A 23342-nucleotide genomic window follows, 5' to 3' on the forward strand; every position below is an offset into this window, starting at 1 on the left:
CGGATGAAAGTGCTCATTATAGGTCGTGGTGGCCGAGAGCATGCACTTGCATGGAAAGTAGCACAAAGCCCGCTCGTGACCCACATATACGTGGCGCCAGGAAACGATGGAATGAATGCAATCGCTACGCGCGTTCCGATTTTAGAGGCTGACGTCGAAGCGCTTGTGCAATGGGCGAAAAAAGAAGCGATTGATTTAACGATTGTTGGACCGGAAGCACCGCTGTTGGAAGGAGTAGTTGATCGTTTCGAAAGGGAAGGATTACGCATTTTTGGTCCAAAACAGCAGGCGGCGCGAATTGAAGGAAGTAAAGCATTTGCGAAAGATTTGATGAGAAAATATAACATTCCGACAGCGAGCTATGCGACATTTACAGAGTATGATGAAGCTGTACAATATGTGCACGAACAAGGGGCTCCGATTGTCATTAAAGCGGATGGGCTTGCAGCAGGAAAAGGGGTAACGGTGGCGATGACAGTTGAAGAGGCGCTCCATGCTTTGTATGACATTATGGTTGCCAAAAAGTTTGGTGAAGCGGGGGTACAAGTTGTCATTGAGCAATATTTACAAGGCGAAGAATTTTCGCTTATGACATTTGTACATGGAGAACGTGTATATCCAATGGTTATCGCCCAAGACCATAAGCGAGCGTTCGATGATGATCAAGGTCCAAATACAGGAGGAATGGGGGCGTATTCTCCTGTGCCGCAAATAAGCGAACAGATCGTTCACGATGCGATGGAAACGATCGTCAAACCGACGGTGAAAGCATTAACGAAAGAAGGCTGTTCATTTACTGGATTTTTATATGCAGGATTAATTGCGACGGAAGAAGGACCAAAAGTCATCGAATTTAATGCACGGTTTGGTGACCCTGAAGCACAAGTCATTTTGCCGCGTTTGCAAAATGATCTCGTTGAAGTCATCGTCTCACTTTTAGAAGATAAGCCTGTTACGTTGCATTGGAGTGACGAAGCAACGATTGGGGTTGTATTGGCGGCGAAAGGATATCCTGAACAATATGAAAAAGGTGCTGTTATTCGTGGTCTAGAACGTATAACGAAAGCACAAGTTTTTCACGCTGGCACAAAACGTGTGGACGATGAGTGGGTAACAGACGGGGGACGAGTGCTCCTTGTTGTGGCGAGTGGGAATACGTTGAAAGAAGCACAACGTCTTGTGTATGAACAAATTCAGAACATTGACTGTGCTCAACTTTTTTATCGACGTGATATTGGCAATAAAGCTATCGCGCACGTCGCTTGCGAACGTATACAAAACTAAGGGCAACGATGCTGCCAATTAAAAGAATAAGAATAAAGAATGTATCTGTTATATATTCGGCAATCATACTTTCTCTCCTTTCCCCCCTTGTATGCATACAAGGGGGTTATTGTTACGAAGGGTTAACTGGCTCAATCGGAATCGCTTTCTCATTCTCATTGTTGCTGTCACAATGGCATTGATATCGTTCAAACAAAGCCATCACAGGACAAAAACGAACGATACCTTCTGCGATTTTCATCGCAGCGAGCATCATGACCCAAATATACGATTCACGCCACGGTTTGCGAGAAAAATTGGCAGTTGCCCAAGCTAGCATCGTAAATCCGCATGTGATGCGAATCATCGCATTGATGATACCGATGTTTTGTTTCATGTTCTCCCTCCGTATGAGTAAAATGTTTGTGGGAGAAAAAAAGACAGGTTCCTGATTTGGTATAATAAGGAACCTGTCAGATATGTAAGCAAAATAGATGAAAAACGGGCTCTCCTCCTGGTAAGGTAGTAAGTGTGAAAAAAAAATACAACCAAAGAAAGGAGTGGAGCCCATGCAGGATTATATCACAAACGGCTTGACATTAAAAGAGATCGAACAGTCTTTATTTAGACATATGCAAAAACAATATGGTCATCTCCTTCAACAGGTGTTGGAGGAGATCGACCGCACATTGGCAGAACAGAGGGACAAGAAACGATATGCGCTCAAAGATAAGCGGACGATCCGACTCCAAACGCTATTTGGAGAGGTGGAAGTGAAGCGAAACTACTACTTTGACCGTGAAAAAAAGGTGTATACGTCTTTACTCGATGTCTTTCTCCAGTTCGATGGGGCGCATGGAGTGAGTCCGCTATTAGAGGAGACAGCGATTCATCTCGCCGTGACGGGTTCTTCGTATCGACAGGCTGCGCAGTCGCTTGAAAAGCTGGTGGGGTATGCATGTATGAGTCACGAAACGATTCGCCAGTCCATCATCGAGGCAGAGGTGGAAGGGCCCTCCGTATGAGTAAAATGTTTGTGGGAGAAAAAAAGACAGGTTCCTGATTTGGTATAATAAGGAACCTGTCAGATATGTAAGCAAAATAGATGAAAAACGGGCTCTCCTCCTGGTAAGGTAGTAAGTGTGAAAAAAAAATACAACCAAAGAAAGGAGTGGAGCCCATGCAGGATTATATCACAAACGGCTTGACATTAAAAGAGATCGAACAGTCTTTATTTAGACATATGCAAAAACAATATGGTCATCTCCTTCAACAGGTGTTGGAGGAGATCGACCGCACATTGGCAGAACAGAGGGACAAGAAACGATATGCGCTCAAAGATAAGCGGACGATCCGACTCCAAACGCTATTTGGAGAGGTGGAAGTGAAGCGAAACTACTACTTTGACCGTGAAAAAAAGGTGTATACGTCTTTACTCGATGTCTTTCTCCAGTTCGATGGGGCGCATGGAGTGAGTCCGCTATTAGAGGAGACAGCGATTCATCTCGCCGTGACGGGTTCTTCGTATCGACAGGCTGCGCAGTCGCTTGAAAAGCTGGTGGGGTATGCATGTATGAGTCACGAAACGATTCGCCAGTCCATCATCGAGGCAGAGGTGGAAGGGCACCGTGCGATGGAGAAAAAAGGGCGCGTGTTTTTTATCGAAGCAGACGGGTTGTACGTGAAACGTCAACGAAGCCGCATCAAAGGAAAAGAAGAAAAGATCATCACGATTCACCAAGGATGGGAGAAAAACGGGAAACGCGTATCCTTAGTGAATCGACGGTATATGGTTCATCAAACGAATGAACCGATTTGGGAAGCTGTAGAGAATTTTCTGATGAAGGAATACAGCTATGATCCGTTTGAGGATTGGGTGGTCATCAATGGAGATGGAGCCCCATGGATTACAGCGTGTCGAGAATATTTCGGGGACAGGGGGTACTTTCAGCTTGATCGGTTCCATGTGGCAAGAGAGATTCGTCAATTGTTCCGAGGTCATGCGAGATATCGGGTGATTCGAAAGAAGTTAGCATCATGGGATGAAGAAGGTGTGTTACGAGAACTCACAAGTGCCATCGGTACGTTAGAACATGAGGAGAAGGAAAAGCAACTCGAGGCGCTTGTTCGTCGAATCGAGGAGATACCAGGATGTTTACGTGACTATCGCGTATGGTTGAAGGAAAAAGGGATTGACACGACAAACATGAGGGCGATGGGGAGTGCGGAAGGAACGATGCATGTGTTTGCGAAACGAAGTAAAAACGGTCGAAGTTGGAGGGATGCAGGGATTGAAGCGATGTTGCGAGCGATCGTCGCGATAAAAGATACGTTACTCATTCGGACACGCGATGGAGTGATGTATGGCGCGGAAGAACGAGAAGAAACGAAACGAGAAACGATCGTGAAAAAGGCACTGAAGCGCGTGCAAACGCAAATGACAGAAGTGGTACGAGATAACATCCCATACCTTCGCCAATCTTCAGGGACACCGATTTACGAGGCATTGCAAGCATTGAAAGGTTTTTAAAACGAGAGAAAACGCACATACCTACAGGATGAGAGTAAGTAAAAGCGCTTACATATAACGATTTTATAAAACCATATATAACCAAAAAAATCGGTCGAGAAAAAAATCTCCCACAAAGTCTTGACTCAAACTCTCCCTCCTTTTTGTTTGTGAAATTTGCTTTCATCCGTTAAAATGTGAATAGACGATGGTACGATTTAGGAGGAAAGCGATCATGATGGAAAAACGATATCGATGGAAAAACGAACAAATTCGCCGACACGTTGCCGTTGTTGACGGAAAGCAAGCGCCAACAAAAGTGTTCATGAACGCAACGTATTTACATCCATACGTACGTCAATGGGTACAAGGAAACGTTTGGGTTTGCGATGACCGAATTGTATATGTCGGTCCAAATAAACCGAAGCAACTCGATTCATGCGAAGTAGTGGACTGCTCGAATCAAGTGCTTGTTGCTGGCTATATGGAGCCACATGCTCATCCGTTTCAGTTATATAATCCCCATACGTTAGCGGAATATGCAGCACAGCACGGTACAACAACACTTATTAATGACAATCTATTCCTTTTTTTACAGTTAACAAAAAAGAAAGCGTTTTCTTTTTTGTCCGCTATGGAAAAACAACCGGTGACGATGTATTGGTGGTGCCGACTGGATCCACAGACAGAAATGAACGGAGAAGAGCATTTTTTTTCGTATAAAAACATGAAAAGTTGGCTGGAAAATGATGCGGTATTACAAGTTGGGGAATTAACTGGATGGCCAAAGCTGTTAGAAGGGGACGATTTCATTCTCCATTGGATACAGGAAGCGAAAAAGCTCGGTAAAAAAGTAGAAGGTCATTTTCCGGGCGCTTCAGATCGCACGTTAACGAAAATGAAACTGTTTGGTGCGGACGCTGACCATGAAGCGATGACCGGAAGTGACGTCTATAAGCGGTTGATGCAGGGGTATACCGTATCGCTGCGTCATTCATCCATTCGGCCTGATTTGCCGACGTTGCTTAAAGAGATGAAACAATGCGGCATTCATCATTACGATCATTGCATGTTTACGACAGACGGTTCGACCCCTGCTTTTTATGAAAATGGAATGATCGACGAAATGATTCGCATTGCATTACAAGAAGGAGTAAGCGATATTGATGCATATAGCATGGCAACGTGGAATGTCGCTCGTTATTATAATATGGATCATTTGCACGGAAGCATTACACCAGGGCGTATTGCACATATTAATATTCTTGAACATGCTTCCAATCCGACACCGATTTCTGTTTTAGCAAGCGGACAATGGGTCAAACGTGATGGCGTTCCTGTTCATGCTTTCTCAACGATGGAATGGGATGCACATGGTCTTATGCCACTTGCGCTGACTTGGGATTTACAGATGGATGATTTGCAGTTTTCAATGCCGTTAGGGATGTATATGGAGAACTCGGTCATTATTAAGCCATATTCGATTTCGATTGATACATCTGCTGATGAGCTATCAGCGGATCATGATGAAAGCTTTTTAATGCTTATTGATCGCAACGGAAAATGGCGTGTAAACACTATATTAAAAGGGTTTGCGACACATGTGCAAGCACTTGTTAGTTCGTACTCTAATACAGGGGACATTATTTTAATTGGGAAAAGTAAACGTGATTTGTTGTTTGCTTTTGAACGTATGAAACAAATCGGAGGCGGTATTGTCCTTTGTGAACACGGAGAAATCATTCATGAAATTTCGCTTCCTTTAGGCGGATTAATGTCGGCAAAACCGATGGAAGTGTTAATGGAAGAAGAAAAAACGCTCGGCGAACTGTTGCGAGCGCGCGGTTATGCGTTTGCGGATCCAATTTACACTTTGCTTTTTTTATCATCGACACATTTGCCGTATATTCGCATTACACCGAAAGGAATTTACGATGTTATGCATAAAACAGTACTCTTTCCGACAATAATGCGTTAAAATATAAAAGAGACGAAAATGAAAGGTTGGGTTCATGTTGCGGCGATTATTGTTTTTGTTGCTCATTACGCTCGCGGTTATGTTTGGTGTTGGATGTCAACGTGCAGAGCAAAACATGAAAGAAAAGGGGTCTCCTCCAACAACAATCGAACAAGGGAATGAACAAGGGAAAGAAGAAGCGATGTGGACGTTCCCGTTAACGGGTATGCCAGCGAGTGAAAAAACGATGCAACGCGTCGTAGCGGTTATGGTTAACAACTACCCTACCGCCCGACCGCAATCGGGGTTACATAAAGCAGATATCGTCTACGAGGCGCTTGCTGAAGGGGATATTACGCGGCTGTTAGCGATTTATCAAAGTGAGCAGCCTGATGTGATCGGACCTGTTCGGAGCGCGCGCGATTATTTTATTCAATTAAGCAACGGCTTTCATGCGTTATATGTATGCCATGGATGGAGTCCAGAGGCTCAACGGTTATTGCGGTCTGGTTCAGTAGATCACGTCAATGGATTGTTTTACGATGGGACGTTATTTTGGCGAGATCGAACGAGAAAAGCGCCGCACAATTCGTACATTTCCTTTGAACATATTAAAAAAGGTGCTGAAAAAAACGGCTATGCATTTGAAGAAGAAGTGAAGCCATTGCCGTTTTTCTCAAATGATTTGACACGTGCTGTAGAAGCGACGAATATTGATGTTGTGTATTCTAAACGATCGTATGCTCACGTTCATTATACATATGATGGAACGAAATATGTTCGTTCGAGTGGTGGCAAGCCGACTGTTGATCGGGAAACGAATACACCTATTGCGGTAGAAAATGTGTTTGTTGTTGAAGCAACACATCGAATTATTGATGACTATGGTCGGAGAGATATTGACTTTACATCAGGTGGAAAAGGATACTTATTCCAAAAAGGAACAGTACAGGAAGTAGAGTGGAAAAATGTTGAGGGGCGCCTTCTCCCTTACAAAAGCGGTGCTCCACTCGGATTTGTTCCAGGTAAAACATGGATTCAAGTCGTTCCAAATCTCAAACAAGTACAATATGAATAGGGGGACGTATATGCAAATTAATAAATTGCGAGGCAGAGAGCTTGACCAATTATTTCGAGCGATTTTGTCATTAAAAGATTTAGAAGAATGTTATCGTTTTTTCGATGATTTATGTACAGTGAATGAAATACAAGCGCTTGCGCAACGTTTGGAAGTAGCGCGCATGTTGCGTGAAGGATATACGTATCATAAAATTGAAACAGAAACAGGGGCAAGCACAGCGACGATTTCACGCGTAAAGCGCTGCTTAAACTATGGAAATGATGCGTATGCGATGGCACTCGATCGCATTTATAACGAACAAAAGGAGGAGGCTGGCTCACAGTGAGTCAGCTTCTTTTTACGATGTTTTGGTATGATTTTTGTTATAATGAGATGAGGTGAAAAAACATGAATGAGATGACAACATGGCGACATGTGTTTAAATTAGATCCGAACAAAGCCATTACTGACGAACAGTTAGAGCAAATATGTGAATCAGGTACCGATGCGATTATCGTCGGTGGAACAGACGGTGTAACGCTTGAAAACGTTATTGACTTACTTGCACGTGTGCGTCGTTTTTCCGTTCCTTGTGCGCTAGAAGTATCAAATATCGAGGCAGTCACACCTGGATTTGACTATTATTTCATTCCTATGGTGCTCAATAGCCGCGATCTTACTTGGTTAATTGATTTACATCACGAAGCGGTCAAACAGTTTGGTGATTTAATCAATTGGGAAGAACTGTTTGTTGAAGGGTATTGTATTTTAAACGAGGAATGTAAGGCGGCATCGTTAACGAGTGCAAGAACGAATGTAACAGCGGAAGATGTCATCGCTTATGCTCGCATGGCGGAACATATATATCATTTTCCTATCTTTTATATGGAATATAGTGGGCGATACGGAGATGTAAGGCTTGTCGAGAAAGTAAAGCGGACGCTAAAACACACCCGTTTGTTTTATGGCGGTGGCATTCATACACCAGCCCAAGCGAAAGAGATGGCGATGTGGGCGGATACAGTTGTTGTTGGCAACGCTATTTATACAAATTTACAAATGGCATTACAAACAGTCGAAGCGGTAAAAGGAAAATCAACATAAATGGAGAATAAAAAAGAGAACATATGTTTTGGTGGTGAAAAAAATGAGTATGTCGGCACATATGCTGTTGGATGGATTAAATGAAAAGCAAAAAGAAGCGGTAAAAACGACAGAAGGACCGCTTCTAATCATGGCGGGAGCAGGAAGTGGCAAAACGCGCGTATTAACGCATCGCATCGCCTATTTAATGGCGGAAAAAGACGTTGCTCCGTGGAACATTTTAGCGATTACGTTTACAAACAAAGCCGCACGTGAAATGAAAGAACGCGTGGAGCGCATCGTTGGAAAGCAAGCGGAAGATATATGGATTTCGACGTTTCATTCGATGTGCGTCCGCATTTTACGACGTGACATCGATCGCATTGGCATTCATGCGAACTTTTCTATTTTAGACCCGACTGATCAATTATCGGTGTTAAAACATATTTTAAAAGATCGCAATATTGATCCGAAAAAATATGATCCACGTGCGCTTTTAGGTGCGATTAGCAGCGCGAAAAACGATTTGGTGACACCAGAAAAATATGCCGAACAAGCAGCAAACCCATATGAAAAGCTTGTAGCGGAAGTGTATCAAGAATATCAAAAACGATTGTTGCGCAATCATGCGCTTGATTTTGATGATTTAATTATGACGACAATCCAATTATTTCAACGCGTTCCGGAAGTGCTGGAATATTATCAACGAAAGTTTCAATACATTCATGTCGATGAATATCAAGATACGAACCGTTCGCAATATTTGCTTGTGAACATGCTTGCAAAACGTTTTCAAAATTTATGTGTCGTCGGGGATTCCGATCAGTCCATTTATCGTTGGCGCGGTGCCGACATTAGCAACATTTTATCGTTTGAAAAAGACTATCCGAATGCAAAAGTGATTTTGCTTGAACAAAATTACCGTTCAACGAAGCGGATTTTACAGGCAGCGAATGCGGTCATTGAACATAATACGCAACGAAAACCGAAAAAACTTTGGACAGAAAATAGCGAAGGGCAAGCGCTTGTGTATTACGAAGCGATGACGGAAGTCGATGAAGCGCAATTTGTCGTTGGAAAAATTAAAGAATATGTCGATGACGGAAAACGAACGTATAAAGATTTTGCGGTTTTATATCGTACGAATGCGCAATCGCGCGTGCTTGAAGAAATGTTATTGAAGGCGAACATTCCATATAAAATTGTCGGTGGGTTAAAATTCTATGATCGAAAAGAAATTAAAGACATTTTAGCGTATTTACGGTTAATTGCGAATCCGAATGATGACATTAGCTTAACTCGTATTATTAACGTTCCAAAACGCGGCATAGGGGCATCGACAATTGATAAAATTGCAGCATATGCTTCGAGTCAAGGGATATCGATGTTTGATGCGCTTGGTTCCATTGAAGAAATGGGGATTAGCGCTCGCATCGCTGCACCGCTCGTACAATTTCGCGAACAAATTCATCATTGGAGCCAAATGCAGCATTATTTATCTGTAACCGAACTTGTTGAAGATGTACTCGATCGTTCAGGTTACCGCGATATGCTTCGCGAAGAAAAAACGTTAGAAGCGCATAGCCGACTTGAAAACATTGATGAGTTTTTATCTGTCACCCAACATTTTGAACAAGTAAACGAAGATAAATCGCTCGTTGCCTTTTTGACAGACTTGGCGCTTGTAGCAGATATCGACCAGCTTGATAATAATAGCGAAGGACAAACAAATGATGCGGTCGTTTTAATGACGCTCCATTCAGCTAAAGGATTAGAGTTTCCTGTCGTCTTTTTAGTCGGGCTGGAAGAAGGGATCTTCCCACATAACCGTTCATTAAATGATGAAGATGAAATGGAAGAAGAGCGTCGTTTGGCGTATGTCGGTATTACTCGTGCTGAAGAAGAACTGTTTTTAACGCGCGCCCATATGCGTACGTTATTTGGACAAACGCATGTCAATGCCCCATCTCGTTTTATTGATGAAATTCCTGAAGAATTGATTGAATATGCGCATAAACGAGTGAAAAAATCATCCGCATCCGTGCGTCCATCTACTGCTTCGCAAGGGGAATGGCGCGTGGGGGATAAAGTAAGTCCTGAATCCGTGACAAAACATCTTTACAATGGTCGCAAACCGTTGATACGATAAGGGAAAACGACGTTGACGATTCTTCATCAAGTAGGTGAATGTGATGAAAGATTTCCCGATTCGGTTTGTATTGACAGATGAAGCGATTACTCCAAGTGCTGGGCTTGCTCTCGTGGGCTACTTACTGCACCAAACGAAGCTGGATAAACGAGTAAACGCCCTTCGGCTCCCAACGGTTCGTCGAGATGTGCACATTTCCCATAGCGATGTCATTCGCTCGATGATTGGCTTGCTTGCCACAGGAAAAACGGATTTCGATCATATCGAAGCGTATCGTCAGGACGATATCTTTTCGGCATCGATGGGGATTCAGCACGTGCCTTCCTCCCCAACGTTGCGACAGCGTCTCGATCAGCTCGCTTGTCTTCCGATGACCGAAGCAATCATTTGGGAGGAATCGATGCGTCTGTTGGTTCGACAACACGCTACCTTGTCCCCTTGTTGGGCGAAAGGGAAAACGACATGGCTTCCCCTTGATATAGATGCTTCCCCATTTGACAACTCCGATACGAAGAAAGAAGGAGTGAGTCGAACGTATAAAGGATTTGACGGTTTTACGCCGTTGTTTGCGTACGCAGGGAAGGAAGGGTATATCGTTCATGCCGAGCTGCGTCCAGGGAAACAACATGTACAAGACAACATGCCTTCGTTTTTAACTACCGCTATCCGTCGAGCTCGTCCGCTGACCTCGTCTCGTCTGCTTGTCCGCATGGATGCAGGAAACGATGCGGAAGCGAATGTGCACGTATGTCTAAAGGAAGACGTGGACTTTGTCATCAAGCGAAACTTACGCCGAGAATCGAAAGCGCTTTGGTTCCAGATCGCTTCGCAAAAGGGCAGACGCGTCGATGATGGACAAACAGAAGGAGTACAAACGTATGAGTTATGCCTTCCACAGACAGCAGCAATCGATGGACACACGTATACGTACGTTCAAGTCACCCAAGTGACGGAACGAACGATGGAACGAAATGGACAGCTGATGCTCGTTCCTGATTACGAAGTCGAAAGCTACTGGGTGCGCCTCGAAGGATACGAGCATGTTCGAATGAGTGATGTGCTCGCATTGTATCACGATCATGCGACATGCGAACAGTTTCATAGCGAACTGAAAAGCGACTTAGATTTAGAGCGACTTCCATCAGGGAAGATGAAAACGAATGCGCTCGTGTTAGTCATGGGAGCATTCGTGTACAACCTTCTTCGCCTGATTGGACAAGATCTATTAAGCGATCCGAGACATCCATTACATCATAAAGTGAAACGCCGCCGCATCAAGACGATCATTCAGACGGTGATCACGATGGCAGGTCGACTCGTCCGCCGATCACGACAGATCTGGATGAAACTGACGCGAAGGAGTGGCTATAGCGAGCCCCTACTGAACATTTACATAAAATGGAGAGAAGGAGCATAACGAACGATTGTTCGCAATTCTGTACTCATCCTAACCCTCTGTCCTTTTTTGTTTTTTCTTTGGTTTATATACCTAAAAAAGATATTTATTTCATTTCTGAGAGTGAAGATGACATCTGTTTTAAACATAAAAAGGGAATGGTGGATCACACATCCATAAAACCAGCAAAAAAGTCAAAGTCGATGTCAATCCATCACGGATTCAGGTAAGTCATAAAGTATGGGGAGTTGGCACAATCGTTCGTGTAAAAGAAAACGATGGCGATCAAGAACTAGATGTTGCTTTTTCAAGCCCAATTGGCATTAAGCGACTATTGGCGAAATTTGCTCCGATTACGAAAGTGTAGAAAGGATGAAAAACGTGGCACAACACGACGTTGAAAAGCAAATTGCTGAATTGCGTGAACAAATTGAAAAACATAATTACGCATATTACGTGTTAGATCAACCGTCTATTTCTGATGCTGAGTATGATGAATTAATGAGGAAATTAATGGAGTTAGAGGAGCAATATCCGCAATATAAAACGCCGGACTCTCCATCGCAGCGTGTTGGTGGCGCCCCATTAGAAGCGTTTCAAAAAGTGACCCACCGTGTGCCGATGCTTAGTTTAAGCAACGCTTTCAATGAAGGAGACTTGCGAGATTTTGATCGCCGTGTTCGTCAAGAAGTTGGCGATGTGCGTTACGTATGTGAATTGAAAATTGATGGTTTAGCGGTGTCGCTGCGCTATGAAGACGGTTATTTTGTACAAGGGGCGACGCGTGGCGATGGAACGACTGGTGAAGATATTACAGAAAACTTAAAAACGATTCGCTCGTTGCCGCTTCGATTACGGAAACAAGTGACCATTGAGGTGCGTGGCGAAGCGTATATGCCGCGAAAATCGTTTGAAAAATTAAATGAAAAGAGAAAAATGAACGGGGAGGAATTGTTTGCGAATCCGCGTAACGCGGCAGCTGGCTCGCTTCGACAACTTGATCCGAAAGTTGCTGCTTCTCGTCAATTAGACATATTTGCATACCATGTCGTCAACGCGGAAGAGCTCGGAATTTTGTCACATAGCGCAGCGCTTAATTATTTAGATGAGCTTGGATTTAAAACAAATCCAGCGCGACAAGTATGTGAAACGATTGATGATGTGCTTGCTTACATCGAGCAGTGGCATGAACGGCGTGCGTCATTGCCGTATGATATTGACGGGATCGTCATTAAAGTAGACGCATTTGCGCAGCAAAAGCAGCTTGGAGCGACAGCAAAAAGTCCGCGCTGGGCGATTGCATATAAATTTCCTGCTGAAGAAGTTGTCACGCAACTTGTTGATATTGAGATAAGTGTCGGTCGGACAGGCGTGGTGACACCGACAGCTATTTTGCAGCCGGTACGTGTGGCAGGAACGATCGTGCAACGCGCATCACTTCATAATGAAGACTACATTCGTGAAAAAGATATTCGTCTCGGCGATTACGTTATCATAAAAAAAGCAGGCGATATTATTCCAGAGGTTGTTCGTTCGTTACCAGAGCGACGGACAGGAAAAGAAGAGCCATTCGATATGCCAACCCATTGCCCAGTATGTGCAAGCGAGCTTGTTCGACTGGATGATGAAGTGGCCCTCCGCTGCGTGAATCCGCAATGTCCGGCACAAATTCGGGAAGGGCTGATTCATTTCGTCTCACGTCAAGCGATGAACATTGACGGACTAGGTGAAAAAGTCATTGCTCAACTATTTGAGCATGGTCTTGTTCGCAGCGTGGCAGATTTGTACACATTAACGAAAGACGAGCTTGTCGCATTAGAACGAATGGGTGAAAAATCAGCAACAAACTTACTACGAGCGATTGAAGCGTCAAAACAAAATTCACTTGAGCGCTTATTGTTTGGTCTCGGTATTCGCCATGTTGGCGCAAAAGCGGCAAAAACGTTAGCGGAACATTTTGAAACGATGGAGCGACTCCAACAAGCGACAAAAGAAGAGCTGACGGCCATTCACGAAATCGGTGAAAAAATGGCGGATTCAATCGTCACGTATTTTTCAAAAGAAGAAGTGAAGCAGTTGCTTGAACGTTTGCGGGCATATGGTGTCAATATGACATATAAAGGAGCAAAACAGACAGTCGATATAAGCTCCACGTTTGCTGGGAAGACGTTTGTTTTAACAGGTACGTTGCAGTCGATGTCGCGGAGTGAAGCAAAAGAAGCAATTGAGGCGTTAGGTGGAAAAGTGACAGGAAGCGTCAGCAAAAAAACAGACGTTATCGTTGTCGGTGAAGACGCTGGGTCAAAATTAGAGAAGGCGAAACAGCTTGGTATTACGATTTGGGATGAAGCGCGTTTTCTTCAAGAAATACAACAATCAAAGCAGGTGTGAACGATGAAAAAGTGGATCATATTGCTTGCTTGTATGCTTCTTACTTTGTCAGCATGCGCGCCAAAATTTAATCAAGAAGAGCAAGTAGTGCAAGAGACAGATAATAAAAAACAAAAGGCGATTATTCCAAAGTACAACATTTCTAATTCGTATTATCGCACCATTTTACCTTTTCAACCTGGAGAGGCGCGCGGGCTTGTCGTTGAAAATGTGAATACAAGATTAGATATGGATGAATTTGAACTTGGTTTAATGCGCATTGCACAAACGAAGTTTTCTCCGTCACAATATTTGTTTCAACAAGGACAATACTTAGATCGAAAGACGATTGAGTCGTGGCTCAAACGAAAACAAGGAAATGGCGAAGGGTTGAATCCTGCTCTAAGAAATGAAGGGACAAATGCAGAAAAAAATAAAAAATCTCCCCTTTACATTTCACATATTTTAGAACATAACTACTTAGTGAAAACGGGAAACGATAAAGTGAAATTAGGCGGGGTTGTCATCGGACTTGCGATGAATTCTGTTCATTACTATGAAACAGAAGAAGGATATCCACGCGAAGTAAAAATTTCAAAAAGCGATATGGAGAAGGAAGGGAAAAAAGCAGCGGCGGAAATTGTTTCTCGCTTACGTCAAATCGATGGGTTAAAGGAAGTGCCAATTGTTGTTGGTTTATTTGAGCAACAACCAAAATCGTCTATCGTTCCAGGACACTTTTTTGCGGTTGGTTATGTTGATAAGGGAAGTAACGATATTCAAGATTGGGAAAAAATAAATGAAGAATATTATGTGTTTCCATCGGATGAAGCGGAAAAAAATCATCGCGATGATTTAGTGAAATTTTTAAATTTAAAATCCGATATTGAAGAATTTTTCCCGAATTATACTGGAGTGATTGGCAGGGCGTTTTATCGCGATGACCAATTGCAACAATTGACAATTGATATTGTGATGCAGTTTTACGGGAAGACAGAAGTCATCGGATTTACGCAATATGTCACAGGTCTTCTTATGGAGAAAATGCCTGATTACATGCCGATTTCCGTTTACATTTCTTCGGTGCGTGGACCGGAGAGCATCATTATAAAAAATCCAGATCAAAATGAGCCGTTCGTTCACATCTATCAACCATAAAAAATTTGAATATGTATGCTCCATCCGTTAGAATGGGATTGTGTGTGGGAACGCTTTTGTAATCTCAACGAAGGGGGCTTATAAATGGTACAACCTTATAAACATGAACCATTTACTGATTTTACAGTCGAAGCAAACAAAAAAGCGTTTGAAGAAGGGTTAAAAACGGTGCAAGCCTATCTCGGTCAAGATTATCCGCTTGTGATTGGCGGCGAACGCATTATGACAGAAGATAAAATCGTTTCGATCAACCCAGCGAATAAAACGGAAGTTGTTGGACGTGTAGCGAAAGCGAATAAAGATTTAGCAGAAAAAGCGATGCAAACAGCAGATGCGGCATTTACATGGTGGAGCAAAACGAAGCCAGAAATGCGTGCAGACATTTTATTCCGCGCTGCTGCTATCGTCCGCCGTCGTAAACATGAGTTTTCCGCATTGCTTGTGAAAGAAGCAGGAAAACCGTGGAAAGAAGCGGATGCTGATACAGCGGAAGCGATTGACTTTATGGAATATTATGCACGTCAAATGTTGAAGTTGAAAGATGGCATCCCTGTCGAAAGCCGTCCAGGAGAAACGAATCGTTTCTTTTACATTCCGCTTGGTGTTGGCGTTGTCATTTCACCATGGAACTTCCCATTTGCGATTATGGCGGGAACAACCGTTGCCGCGCTTGTCACAGGAAATACGGTGTTGTTAAAACCAGCGAGCGCAACGCCAGTCGTAGCATATAAGTTCGTTGAAGTGCTAGAAGAAGCAGGTCTTCCAGCAGGCGTATTAAACTACATTCCAGGAAGCGGCGCAGAAGTAGGCGACTACTTAGTAGATCATCCGCGCACACGTTTCATTAGCTTCACAGGTTCTCGCGATGTCGGTATTCGCATTTATGAACGTGCGGCTAAAGTGCATCCAGGACAAATTTGGCTCAAGCGCGTCATTGCGGAAATGGGCGGAAAAGATACAATTGTCGTCGATAAAGAAGCAGATTTAGAATTAGCTGCACAATCGATCGTGGCATCTGCTTTTGGCTTCTCTGGGCAAAAATGCTCGGCATGCTCGCGTGTCGTTGCGCTTGAGGAAGTGTATGACCACGTATTAAACCGCGTCGTCGAGTTAACGAAGCAATTAAAAGTCGGCAACCCAGAAGAACAAAGCACGTTTATGGGACCGGTTATTGACCAATCGGCGTACAACAAAATTATGGAGTATATCGAAATCGGTAAACAAGAAGGCAAGCTAATGACAGGTGGCGAAGGAGACGACTCGAAAGGCTTCTTCATTCAGCCGACGGTGTTTGCCGATGTTGATCCGAAAGCGCGCATTATGCAAGAAGAAATTTTTGGACCTGTTGTGGCATTTACGAAAGCAAAAGACTTCGACCATGCGCTTGAAATTGCCAACAATACCGAATATGGCTTAACAGGTGCCGTCATTTCAAATAACCGCTTTAACCTTGAAAAAGCGCGTGAGGAGTTCCATGTTGGTAACCTTTACTTTAACCGCGGTTGCACAGGTGCCATCGTCGGCTACCATCCATTCGGTGGGTTCAATATGTCTGGAACAGACTCGAAAGCAGGTGGACCAGACTACTTACTTCTTCATATGCAAGCAAAAACGGTATCCGAAATGTTTTAATGGAAAAACCCCTCTTGGCGAAAACGCTAAGAGGGGTTTCAAATATGTAAGATAAGAGTGATAAGGTATAATGAAGAAAAACATCCTTCATATGATATAGAAGTGGGTGGTGATGGGCGATTGAGTACAAACATGTACGGCTTAAAAAAGCAAACATTTTATAACCTCATTTGTGTGTTTCGAAATTATGCCGACATCATTGAAAGAGTGATTTTGTTCGGATCAAGGGCGAGAGGCGATTATAAAGAAACGTCGGACATCGATATTGCGATTAAGTTTAGAAGCCATAACGAGCAGCTGTATCGCATTCAAGACGATTTAGCGGAAGCAAATATCATTTATACGGTAGATGCTATTGATTACGAAAAGATCACCAATGAAAAGCTCAAATCGTATATTGATCTCGAAGGAAAGACAATTTTTTTAACGAATGAACGCGGGGAGGCCGTTGTGACGATGAATAAAATCATGGATAAACTATTTGACTTTGAAAAAGCATTAAATAAACTGCATCAAAGCATCGCGCGTGATGTGGAAAAAGACGACTTAGCTCTTGACGCGACAATTCAACGATTTGAATTTGCGTACGAACTAGCATGGAAATGGATGAAAAGTTACTTAGAATATAACGGGAACAACGAAATGACAAGTCCGCGAAAAACGATTAAACAAGCATTTAAAGAAGGACTTATTCAAGATGGAGAAGCGTGGATTCAAATGTTAGAAGATCGAAATAGGACATCACATACATACGATGAACAAATAGCGATGGAAATTTATGAACATATTCGCCAGCGATACGTTCATTTATTTGATCAATTATTAGTAGAGATGAAAAAACGAGTTCGTGAATTGGAAGAATAGGGGGAGAATGAGTGAAAAAATTTTTAATAGGAGTTTTGTTGTCGTTTGTCATGTTTGCCCTTTCGTTCTCATTATTTAGCGGTTTTTCTTTCTTTATTGCCATTTTTCCAATTGCAGTACTAGCTGTTCCGTTTATATGTGCGGTAACAGAGGCGCTCATTTTTTTTATCGATGAAAAATGGGGATTTAAATGGGATGGGGCTGTTGTTTTAGGGATCGCAACGATTACGACGCTTCCTTTTTATCCTCCTTTTGGTTTTGCAGCCCCGATTTATATGGGAGCACTAGGATATTATGTAGGGAGAAGACTATGTGCTCGATTACATTAGAGGCAATGTAGGTATATACATCCAATTTAAAATTTTAACCTCTGGTTCACGCAGTACACCTGATGCGGCGCAACACCTCATCCGGGTGTTGTAGAACGTACTGTTCGAAGCGAGTAATGGATTGGGCAATGTCGTTTTGATCCTTGTGAAAAACATTGGCAATCACCTCATCTTTCAACCACTTCCACAGCCGTTCAATCGGGTTCAACTGTGGAAAATACGGTGGCAAAAAGATGAAATGAAACGCATCGCCTTCCTCGCCATCAAGAAAGGCTTGTACCATCTTGGCATGATGAATGCGTGCGTTGTCCAACACAAGCACGAGGAATCGGTCCGTATATCTCTCTTTCAATCGGCGCAAAAAGTCAAGGAACGTTTCGGCATTGGCGGATGATGCACGATGAAACACTACATCGCCTTGTTGAACATCGACGGCGCCAAAAATAGAAACGTGGGCATGGTGACCGTAGCTTGGCACTTGTTTTTGATTTCCTACTTCTGCCCACGTCGTACGTAGCGCTTGATAAGCACGAACATGTGCCTCATCCACATAAAACAGCGTGACATTCTCGGTAACTAGTTTTTTTTTATAAATTCAAATTCTTTTGAAAGGCAGCTTGACGCTTAGCGTCTCCTTTGACGAGCTTATACGTCGGACGTGTCCATGACAAACACAAACGATGCAACAACTTACGAATCCCTTCCCGTGACATCGAAACGCCATAAGTTTGTTGAATGTAAGATTGTAAAATGCGCGTGTTCCATGATGAAGCGATGCCCCAACCAGCATCCACAGGTGTGGTGGTTAACACGAGTTGTCTAATTTCTTGTTGTTGTTCTTCCGTAAGAAACGGCACACGGCCAGGTGGTAAGCGACGATCGAGTAGATGATCGAGCCCACCTTGATTAAAACGTGCAACGTAGAGGGCAACCGATTGACGGCATACGTTGACCATTTTCGCGACATCTTTACCAAGATGACCTTCCATGACAAGACGAACAGCGGTCACCCGAACGCGAAGGGAAGCATCTTTGATTTTCCGTTCTTGTTTCCGAAGTGTTCGAGGCGTCCAACCGTGATCATTTGTGATTTTTAGACGTTTCATGTCCTTTCCGCTCCTTTTACACATGAGTATGTAGGAGCAGTATAGCCATGAAAAAATGTGTTCATACAGAAGTCATGGTTTTAAGGTGCATGTATATAGTAAAGCTGGAAAAAGGCAATGGAAAAAGCTGGTCTGTAGCTAGGCCCCATATCGAAAAAGCCTTAAAAAATCTAGATAATTATGTTATTGATGGACCAAGTGGTGGAAGAATTATTCAGGTTCGTAACAAAAAAACTAAACAGCCTATCTTTAGATTAGATTATCATTATATTGACGGAAAAGGACCTTATCTACATTATCATGTAGCTCCTAATATGAAAAAACATCACTTCATATGGTAATCAAATCAATTATAGGGAGTGAATAAACGTGAAATTTGATCCAAATCGGCATCTTCATTTAGGATATTATGAGAACAATGTTGATTTATATATATCCAAATTGACATGTTAACTTCTCTGATTCACACAGCACACCCCATGCGGCGTAACACCTCATCTGGATGTTGTAAGACGTACTGTTCAAAGCGAGTAATGGATTGGGCAATGTCATTTTGATCCTTGTGAAAAACGTTGGCAATCACCTCATCTTTCAACCACTTCCATAACCGTTCAATTTTGATTTTCCGTTCTTGTTTCCGAAGTGTTCGAGGTGTCCAACCGTGATCATTTGTGATTTTCAAACGTTTCATGCCAATTCCGCTCCTTTTACACATGAGTATTTAGGAGCAGTATAGCCATGAAAAAAGGTGTTCATACAGAAGTCATGGTTTTAAGGTGCATGTATATAGAAGCAGCCGCATATAAAATTCAGAATGAAAATAAATGGGTAGTTTTTTTAGATAATGAACAAGATACTACATTAGTTAAAAAAATATTAGATAAGTGTGATTTCCATGAAAAATATGGTTACAAGATTTTTACTGTTGATGCAGATGATTTATCTTATGAAGTCGGAAGTAAGCTATTTGAAGAATGGTTAAAAGCAAATAATATAATATAAAACCCGTGGTGCTAGTTGAGTGTCAGCGCTCAACCGGCCCTAGTGTGACCAAGAAATACGCCAACAAGATGCCATCGAGTGCCACTTCAAACCCGGCCATGGAATTCACTCGAATGTCGGTGATCCGGTATTGGTCTACGAGAATCGAAAACACCGTCTCGATGACTTTGCGTTTTTTCCTGATCCATTCTTCCCATGCCTTGGATGGGCCGTGCTTTTGATTGTGTCGAGACGGTGTCCAGAACGCAGCTTGGTGTTCTTCGTACAGCTTTTCTCGAAGGGCGTGGCTGATGTACCCTTTGTCCCCAAAGTTGTAGGGATGAGGGATTTGAGTCATCACCGTTTCAGCGGCTTTGACGTCGTGGCAGGACGCTTCCGTCACGACAACATAAGCCCATGGCCAGCCCTTGATTGGTCACTTGAAGATGCAGCTTGAAACCGTAGTACCATTGCTTTTTGGAAGCACAATACCCCATATCCGCGATCCCTCGACTTGACGCGCTGCATTCTTGCGGGATGGCACAACGGAAGAGGCAAGCTGTCGACAACCGCATAAGCATGGTGTTGGCCACGTTTCGCCAGTTCATGACGAATCCATTTGACCGTGAAGCCAAGCGCTCGGCAGCGGCGGTTGTATCGGGAGCGTTCAAGAAACGAGCCGTTTGTGAACAAATTTCCCGTGACAAAGCGATGCCAGGCTCGTTCGGAAGAAAAGCCCAGCAGAACCGCCATGACCACTTCGTCTTCTTGCTTGACCAAGTGACGGTTGCGGCGATGAAGATACATTTGAATCAACGACAGTTGGGCAGAAACAAAACAGAAAATGGCGGCATATTGTTTTTGAAGTTTGGCTCGATCTGTAGTAAAATGAAAGTGCTCTTGCATGGGGGATCTCTCCTTTCGAATGATGGGTGACACTTTCATTCTACTGGAGATCCGCCAGCAAGGGCTATTTTTATGCTTGATCAAGTTTATCTAGCACCACGGGTTATTTTTTTTAACATATTCTAAAAATCCCGGAGCCTCTTCTTCTAATAGTACATTTAACTTCTCAATTATTTTAATTCGCATATCCTGCGAAAGATCTTCCCTTTCATACCATACCGTTTGTTTAGAGTGTTTCTTTATTTCGTTGTCCAACCAATTTAATATAAATTCAATTTCTTTTTTGCGTTCTTCGTCCACGAATATCATACTCCTTTGTCTAATGAATTAGTTTCTCCCTTAACTGTTTCAGCGTCTTTTTATGCCAATAGGAAATATTTTGCTCTGTTTGTCCAAGTATTCTAGCAATTTCTTTATTGTTAAATCCTCTTTCGTAGTAAAGATATAGGATTTTACGTTGGTTTGGGTTTAAACTTTGCAAGGCATTAGATAAAACTTCATTTTTAATGTAAAAAATACCTTGCCTCTCGTATTCTTTTGTTAATAGAAAATCTAAAGGTAATTCCCTCTTGTCAACGATCATTTCTCTCATTGACACCCTTGAATCATCTCTCCCGTTATTTATGGGTTTATCAATAATTAACTGGTATCTGCTACTTCTCAATTTGACCTTCTTGTCATAATCAATGGGATACCTACGGATGAAGCCCATTAAATATCTAATGATGCGGTTATAGCGATAAAACTTTTTAAATTTTTCATCTAACATCTGTACGTTGTTTACACTAGGATCTTCTAACGTTTTATAAAATACTTCTCTATGATCGCTATCCTTTAAAAACTCCTTTATAATGGGATTTTCTAATATTATAGGCAAACGTTCCTTTAATGTAACTATTCAGCCACATCATAAAGTGAGCTGAATATTTTCTTCTTTCCTTGTCTATGATGTGAATACTGATAGACAAGGAGGTGAATCGCATGTTGACGGTACAACAAGCTGTATTTACAGTTGAAAGCTTAATCGGCAAAGTTCAACAACAAAAACAGCTCATTCATCAACTCGTTCAAGAAAATGAACATTTGCGTCACGAAAACAAACAACTACGCAAAGAAAATGAACAACTGAAGTACCGTGTTCAAGAGCTGGAAGCACGCACGAAAAAAAACAGCTCTAATAGCCATTTGCCCCCATCTTCTGACCGTTTTGCCAACACACGTTCTTCTCGTCAACCATCTGGCAACAAGCCAGGCGGACAAGAAGGACATCAAGGAACGACGCTCCGTCAAGTGGAACATCCACATCATCGTGTCGTCCACCGTGTGCATACGTGTCAAGGATGTGGGTCTTCTTTGCGTGAAGTCAAACCGTTCAAAGTCGATATCCGTCAAGTGTTTGATGTCCCTCCTGTGGCGATCGAGGTGACACAACATGAACGTGAAGTGAAATCGTGTCCGCATTGTCGATGTGTTCAACAAGCCGAATTCCCATCCCATGTCACGAATCATGTGCAATACGGTCCACGGCTCACGGCGCTCGTTGTTTATTTACATCATATCCAATTGATCCCGTACAAGCGTTTAAGTGATACAATCGAAGCGTTATATCAACACTCGATTAGTACGGGAACTCTTGCCAATATGGTGAAACGAGGACGCGAAGCGCTGGAATCAAATATGGACGTCATCGAAGACGCCTTACTTGAATCCAACATCCTGCATGTCGATGAAACGAGTTTGCGCATCAATGGAAAACTCGCATGGGTGCATGTCGCGTGTACATCGAAATATACGTACTTGGCTCCTCACGTTTCTCATGGAAAGAAAGCGACCGATGACATCGGGATTCTTCCGCGATATCAAGGGACGATGATGCACGATGGGTTCGTTACGTATACGAAATACACACAAGCCATCCATGCCCTTTGTCACGCCCATCATTTGCGTGAATTGAAGGGTTTCATCGAACAAGGGCATATATGGGCATCGCGCATGACGACGTTTCTGTTAGCCGCCAAACAGGCCGTCGAAGCTCATCACGGTGCGCTTTCCGAAGAAGAAGCGAAACGATGGGAACGAGTGTATGATCGCATCCTAGAAAGAGCACAACACCGATTGGAAACGGCGACGCCTCTTCCGAAAAAAGCACTCGCTTTTGTTCGACGGCTTCAGAAACGAAAGGAAGAAGCGTTGCGTTTCTTACGTGAAGTGCATGTTCCCTTTGACAACAACCAAGCCGAACGCGATCTTCGCATGGTCAAAGTGAAAGAGAACATTTCGGGTACATTTCGCGAAGAAACATTCGCCCAGTCTTTTTGTATCACAAGAAGTATCGTTTCCACACTGACGAAACACGAAAAAAACGTGTGGGATTCGTTATGTCTTCTGTTGACAGGCGACACGCTCGATCGTGTTCTTTCTACCACTTAGGGCATTTTCTATTACGGGGATGCCCTATTTGTGTTGCGCTTCTTTACATACTACTATCGGGGTGAATAGTTACCCTTTAATCTTTCTACCTCACAACGAATTTCACTGTTATTAACTTCTTTAGATAACAAAACTCTCTCCCCCTTTTT

Annotated in this window: 23 protein-coding genes and 3 pseudogenes; 18 read left to right on the forward strand and 8 right to left on the reverse strand. The window is 43.0% G+C overall.

Going from position 1 to position 23342, the window contains the following annotated elements:
* Nucleotides 1–3: 3 nt before the first annotated feature.
* Nucleotides 4–1284: a phosphoribosylamine--glycine ligase gene (purD, locus tag NST18_RS01305; protein ID WP_004888775.1), complete on the forward strand. Its 1281-nt coding sequence runs from the start codon at nt 4–6 to the stop codon at nt 1282–1284.
* Here purD and NST18_RS01310 read toward each other — a convergent pair.
* Both NST18_RS01310 and NST18_RS01315 read right to left on the reverse strand, forming a co-directional pair.
* Complete coding sequence (locus tag NST18_RS01310; protein ID WP_329401973.1) at nt 1247–1381, reverse strand: EYxxD motif small membrane protein; 135 nt, start codon at nt 1379–1381, stop codon at nt 1247–1249. The genes purD and NST18_RS01310 overlap by 38 nt on opposite strands.
* A gap of 15 nt (nt 1382–1396) precedes the next feature.
* Nucleotides 1397–1660, reverse strand: coding sequence for a YgaP family membrane protein (locus NST18_RS01315; RefSeq protein WP_004888777.1), 264 nt, complete (start codon nt 1658–1660; stop codon nt 1397–1399).
* A gap of 172 nt (nt 1661–1832) precedes the next feature.
* Here NST18_RS01315 and NST18_RS01320 point away from each other — a divergent pair, with 172 nt between their 5' ends.
* From NST18_RS01320 to NST18_RS01385, 14 genes and pseudogenes are all read left to right on the forward strand, one after another.
* Nucleotides 1833–2288, forward strand: a complete 456-nt coding sequence (locus NST18_RS01320; RefSeq protein WP_445290559.1) for a UPF0236 family transposase-like protein — start codon at nt 1833–1835, stop codon at nt 2286–2288.
* A 155-nt stretch (nt 2289–2443) separates the two neighbouring features.
* Nucleotides 2444–3793 (forward strand): ISLre2 family transposase, encoded by a 1350-nt coding sequence (locus tag NST18_RS01325; protein ID WP_340721139.1) that lies wholly within the window; start codon nt 2444–2446, stop codon nt 3791–3793.
* Between the two features lie 214 nt (nt 3794–4007).
* A complete protein-coding gene (locus NST18_RS01330) occupies nt 4008–5750 on the forward strand; it encodes an adenine deaminase C-terminal domain-containing protein (protein WP_004888778.1) in 1743 nt (580 codons plus the stop codon).
* Nucleotides 5751–5784: 34 nt separating this feature from the next.
* Nucleotides 5785–6807, forward strand: a complete 1023-nt coding sequence (locus NST18_RS01335; protein ID WP_004888779.1) for a DUF3048 domain-containing protein — start codon at nt 5785–5787, stop codon at nt 6805–6807.
* A gap of 10 nt (nt 6808–6817) precedes the next feature.
* On the forward strand, nt 6818–7135 hold the full coding sequence (locus NST18_RS01340; protein WP_004888780.1) for a YerC/YecD family TrpR-related protein: 318 nt from the start codon (nt 6818–6820) through the stop codon (nt 7133–7135).
* Nucleotides 7136–7197: 62 nt separating this feature from the next.
* On the forward strand, nt 7198–7893 hold the full coding sequence (locus NST18_RS01345) for a heptaprenylglyceryl phosphate synthase (protein ID WP_004888781.1): 696 nt from the start codon (nt 7198–7200) through the stop codon (nt 7891–7893).
* A gap of 43 nt (nt 7894–7936) precedes the next feature.
* Nucleotides 7937–9892, forward strand: a pseudogene (pcrA, locus tag NST18_RS01350) (DNA helicase PcrA); the annotation flags it as partial.
* Between the two features lie 172 nt (nt 9893–10064).
* Nucleotides 10065–11438, forward strand: coding sequence for an IS1380 family transposase (locus tag NST18_RS01355; RefSeq protein ID WP_088223330.1), 1374 nt, complete (start codon nt 10065–10067; stop codon nt 11436–11438).
* A gap of 211 nt (nt 11439–11649) precedes the next feature.
* Nucleotides 11650–11784 (forward strand): annotated as a pseudogene (locus NST18_RS01360) (hypothetical protein); the annotation flags it as partial.
* Nucleotides 11785–11789: 5 nt separating this feature from the next.
* Nucleotides 11790–13808, forward strand: a complete 2019-nt coding sequence (ligA, locus tag NST18_RS01365) for an NAD-dependent DNA ligase LigA (protein ID WP_035018398.1) — start codon at nt 11790–11792, stop codon at nt 13806–13808.
* A 3-nt stretch (nt 13809–13811) separates the two neighbouring features.
* Complete coding sequence (locus tag NST18_RS01370) at nt 13812–14945, forward strand: CamS family sex pheromone protein (protein WP_004888784.1); 1134 nt, start codon at nt 13812–13814, stop codon at nt 14943–14945.
* Nucleotides 14946–15029: 84 nt separating this feature from the next.
* Complete coding sequence (gene pruA, locus NST18_RS01375) at nt 15030–16577, forward strand: L-glutamate gamma-semialdehyde dehydrogenase (RefSeq protein WP_004888785.1); 1548 nt, start codon at nt 15030–15032, stop codon at nt 16575–16577.
* Between the two features lie 132 nt (nt 16578–16709).
* The gene (locus NST18_RS01380) at nt 16710–17441 is read left to right on the forward strand and encodes an HI0074 family nucleotidyltransferase substrate-binding subunit (RefSeq protein ID WP_035019098.1); all 732 of its coding nucleotides are present in this window, start codon (nt 16710–16712) and stop codon (nt 17439–17441) included.
* An 11-nt stretch (nt 17442–17452) separates the two neighbouring features.
* The gene (locus tag NST18_RS01385) at nt 17453–17770 is read left to right on the forward strand and encodes a hypothetical protein (protein ID WP_004888787.1); all 318 of its coding nucleotides are present in this window, start codon (nt 17453–17455) and stop codon (nt 17768–17770) included.
* Nucleotides 17771–17816: 46 nt separating this feature from the next.
* Here NST18_RS01385 and NST18_RS01390 read toward each other — a convergent pair whose 3' ends face one another.
* Together NST18_RS01390 and NST18_RS01395 are read right to left on the reverse strand one after the other, a co-directional pair.
* Entirely contained in the window at nt 17817–18320 is a 504-nt protein-coding gene (locus NST18_RS01390) for an IS630 family transposase (protein ID WP_230456148.1), read from the reverse strand.
* A gap of 37 nt (nt 18321–18357) precedes the next feature.
* Nucleotides 18358–18876 carry a helix-turn-helix domain-containing protein gene (locus tag NST18_RS01395; protein WP_004888789.1) on the reverse strand — a complete coding sequence of 173 codons (519 nt, stop codon included), beginning with the start codon at nt 18874–18876 and terminating at the stop codon, nt 18358–18360.
* 47 nt (nt 18877–18923) lie between these two features.
* Between NST18_RS01395 and NST18_RS01400 the strand changes: the two genes are divergently transcribed.
* Nucleotides 18924–19217, forward strand: a complete 294-nt coding sequence (locus NST18_RS01400) for a hypothetical protein (RefSeq protein ID WP_231106942.1) — start codon at nt 18924–18926, stop codon at nt 19215–19217.
* A gap of 122 nt (nt 19218–19339) precedes the next feature.
* Here NST18_RS01400 and NST18_RS01405 read toward each other — a convergent pair whose 3' ends face one another.
* On the reverse strand, nt 19340–19567 hold the full coding sequence (locus NST18_RS01405; RefSeq protein WP_004888790.1) for a hypothetical protein: 228 nt from the start codon (nt 19565–19567) through the stop codon (nt 19340–19342).
* Nucleotides 19568–19614: 47 nt separating this feature from the next.
* Between NST18_RS01405 and NST18_RS01410 the strand changes: the two genes are divergently transcribed.
* Nucleotides 19615–19878 carry a DUF3986 family protein gene (locus NST18_RS01410; protein ID WP_004888791.1) on the forward strand — a complete coding sequence of 88 codons (264 nt, stop codon included), beginning with the start codon at nt 19615–19617 and terminating at the stop codon, nt 19876–19878.
* Nucleotides 19879–19900: 22 nt separating this feature from the next.
* Here NST18_RS01410 and NST18_RS01415 read toward each other — a convergent pair.
* The 3 genes and pseudogenes from NST18_RS01415 to NST18_RS01425 all read right to left on the reverse strand — a co-directional run bounded on the left by NST18_RS01415 (nt 19901) and on the right by NST18_RS01425 (nt 21640).
* Nucleotides 19901–20763 (reverse strand): annotated as a pseudogene (locus tag NST18_RS01415) (IS982 family transposase).
* Nucleotides 20764–20853: 90 nt separating this feature from the next.
* Nucleotides 20854–21063: a hypothetical protein gene (locus NST18_RS01420; protein WP_004888793.1), complete on the reverse strand. Its 210-nt coding sequence runs from the start codon at nt 21061–21063 to the stop codon at nt 20854–20856.
* A gap of 19 nt (nt 21064–21082) precedes the next feature.
* Entirely contained in the window at nt 21083–21640 is a 558-nt protein-coding gene (locus NST18_RS01425; protein WP_192951142.1) for a sigma-70 family RNA polymerase sigma factor, read from the reverse strand.
* Between the two features lie 104 nt (nt 21641–21744).
* Here NST18_RS01425 and tnpC point away from each other — a divergent pair, with 104 nt between their 5' ends.
* Nucleotides 21745–23193 carry an IS66 family transposase gene (tnpC, locus tag NST18_RS01430; protein ID WP_192948782.1) on the forward strand — a complete coding sequence of 483 codons (1449 nt, stop codon included), beginning with the start codon at nt 21745–21747 and terminating at the stop codon, nt 23191–23193.
* The last annotated feature ends 149 nt before the right edge of the window (nt 23194–23342 follow it).

This window comes from Anoxybacillus sp. FSL W8-0104 (assembly GCF_038004465.1).
Taxonomy (GTDB): Bacteria; Bacillota; Bacilli; order Bacillales; family Anoxybacillaceae; genus Anoxybacillus; species Anoxybacillus flavithermus_G.

Excerpts from the sequence above, each read along its gene's own strand:
- purD (WP_004888775.1), top strand. The coding sequence starts at position 4 with ATGAAAGTGCTCATTATAGGTCGTGGTGGCCGAGAGCATGCACTTGCA.
- NST18_RS01310 (WP_329401973.1), bottom strand. The coding sequence starts at position 1,381 with ATGCATACAAGGGGGGAAAGGAGAGAAAGTATGATTGCCGAATATATA.
- NST18_RS01315 (WP_004888777.1), bottom strand. The coding sequence starts at position 1,660 with ATGAAACAAAACATCGGTATCATCAATGCGATGATTCGCATCACATGC.
- NST18_RS01320 (WP_445290559.1), top strand. The coding sequence starts at position 1,833 with ATGCAGGATTATATCACAAACGGCTTGACATTAAAAGAGATCGAACAG.
- NST18_RS01325 (WP_340721139.1), top strand. The coding sequence starts at position 2,444 with ATGCAGGATTATATCACAAACGGCTTGACATTAAAAGAGATCGAACAG.
- NST18_RS01330 (WP_004888778.1), top strand. The coding sequence starts at position 4,008 with ATGATGGAAAAACGATATCGATGGAAAAACGAACAAATTCGCCGACAC.
- NST18_RS01335 (WP_004888779.1), top strand. The coding sequence starts at position 5,785 with ATGTTGCGGCGATTATTGTTTTTGTTGCTCATTACGCTCGCGGTTATG.
- NST18_RS01340 (WP_004888780.1), top strand. The coding sequence starts at position 6,818 with ATGCAAATTAATAAATTGCGAGGCAGAGAGCTTGACCAATTATTTCGA.
- NST18_RS01345 (WP_004888781.1), top strand. The coding sequence starts at position 7,198 with ATGAATGAGATGACAACATGGCGACATGTGTTTAAATTAGATCCGAAC.
- NST18_RS01355 (WP_088223330.1), top strand. The coding sequence starts at position 10,065 with ATGAAAGATTTCCCGATTCGGTTTGTATTGACAGATGAAGCGATTACT.
- ligA (WP_035018398.1), top strand. The coding sequence starts at position 11,790 with ATGAAAAACGTGGCACAACACGACGTTGAAAAGCAAATTGCTGAATTG.
- NST18_RS01370 (WP_004888784.1), top strand. The coding sequence starts at position 13,812 with ATGAAAAAGTGGATCATATTGCTTGCTTGTATGCTTCTTACTTTGTCA.
- pruA (WP_004888785.1), top strand. The coding sequence starts at position 15,030 with ATGGTACAACCTTATAAACATGAACCATTTACTGATTTTACAGTCGAA.
- NST18_RS01380 (WP_035019098.1), top strand. The coding sequence starts at position 16,710 with ATGTACGGCTTAAAAAAGCAAACATTTTATAACCTCATTTGTGTGTTT.
- NST18_RS01395 (WP_004888789.1), bottom strand. The coding sequence starts at position 18,876 with ATGAAACGTCTAAAAATCACAAATGATCACGGTTGGACGCCTCGAACA.
- NST18_RS01400 (WP_231106942.1), top strand. The coding sequence starts at position 18,924 with ATGAAAAAATGTGTTCATACAGAAGTCATGGTTTTAAGGTGCATGTAT.
- NST18_RS01405 (WP_004888790.1), bottom strand. The coding sequence starts at position 19,567 with ATGAAACGTTTGAAAATCACAAATGATCACGGTTGGACACCTCGAACA.
- NST18_RS01410 (WP_004888791.1), top strand. The coding sequence starts at position 19,615 with ATGAAAAAAGGTGTTCATACAGAAGTCATGGTTTTAAGGTGCATGTAT.
- tnpC (WP_192948782.1), top strand. The coding sequence starts at position 21,745 with ATGTTGACGGTACAACAAGCTGTATTTACAGTTGAAAGCTTAATCGGC.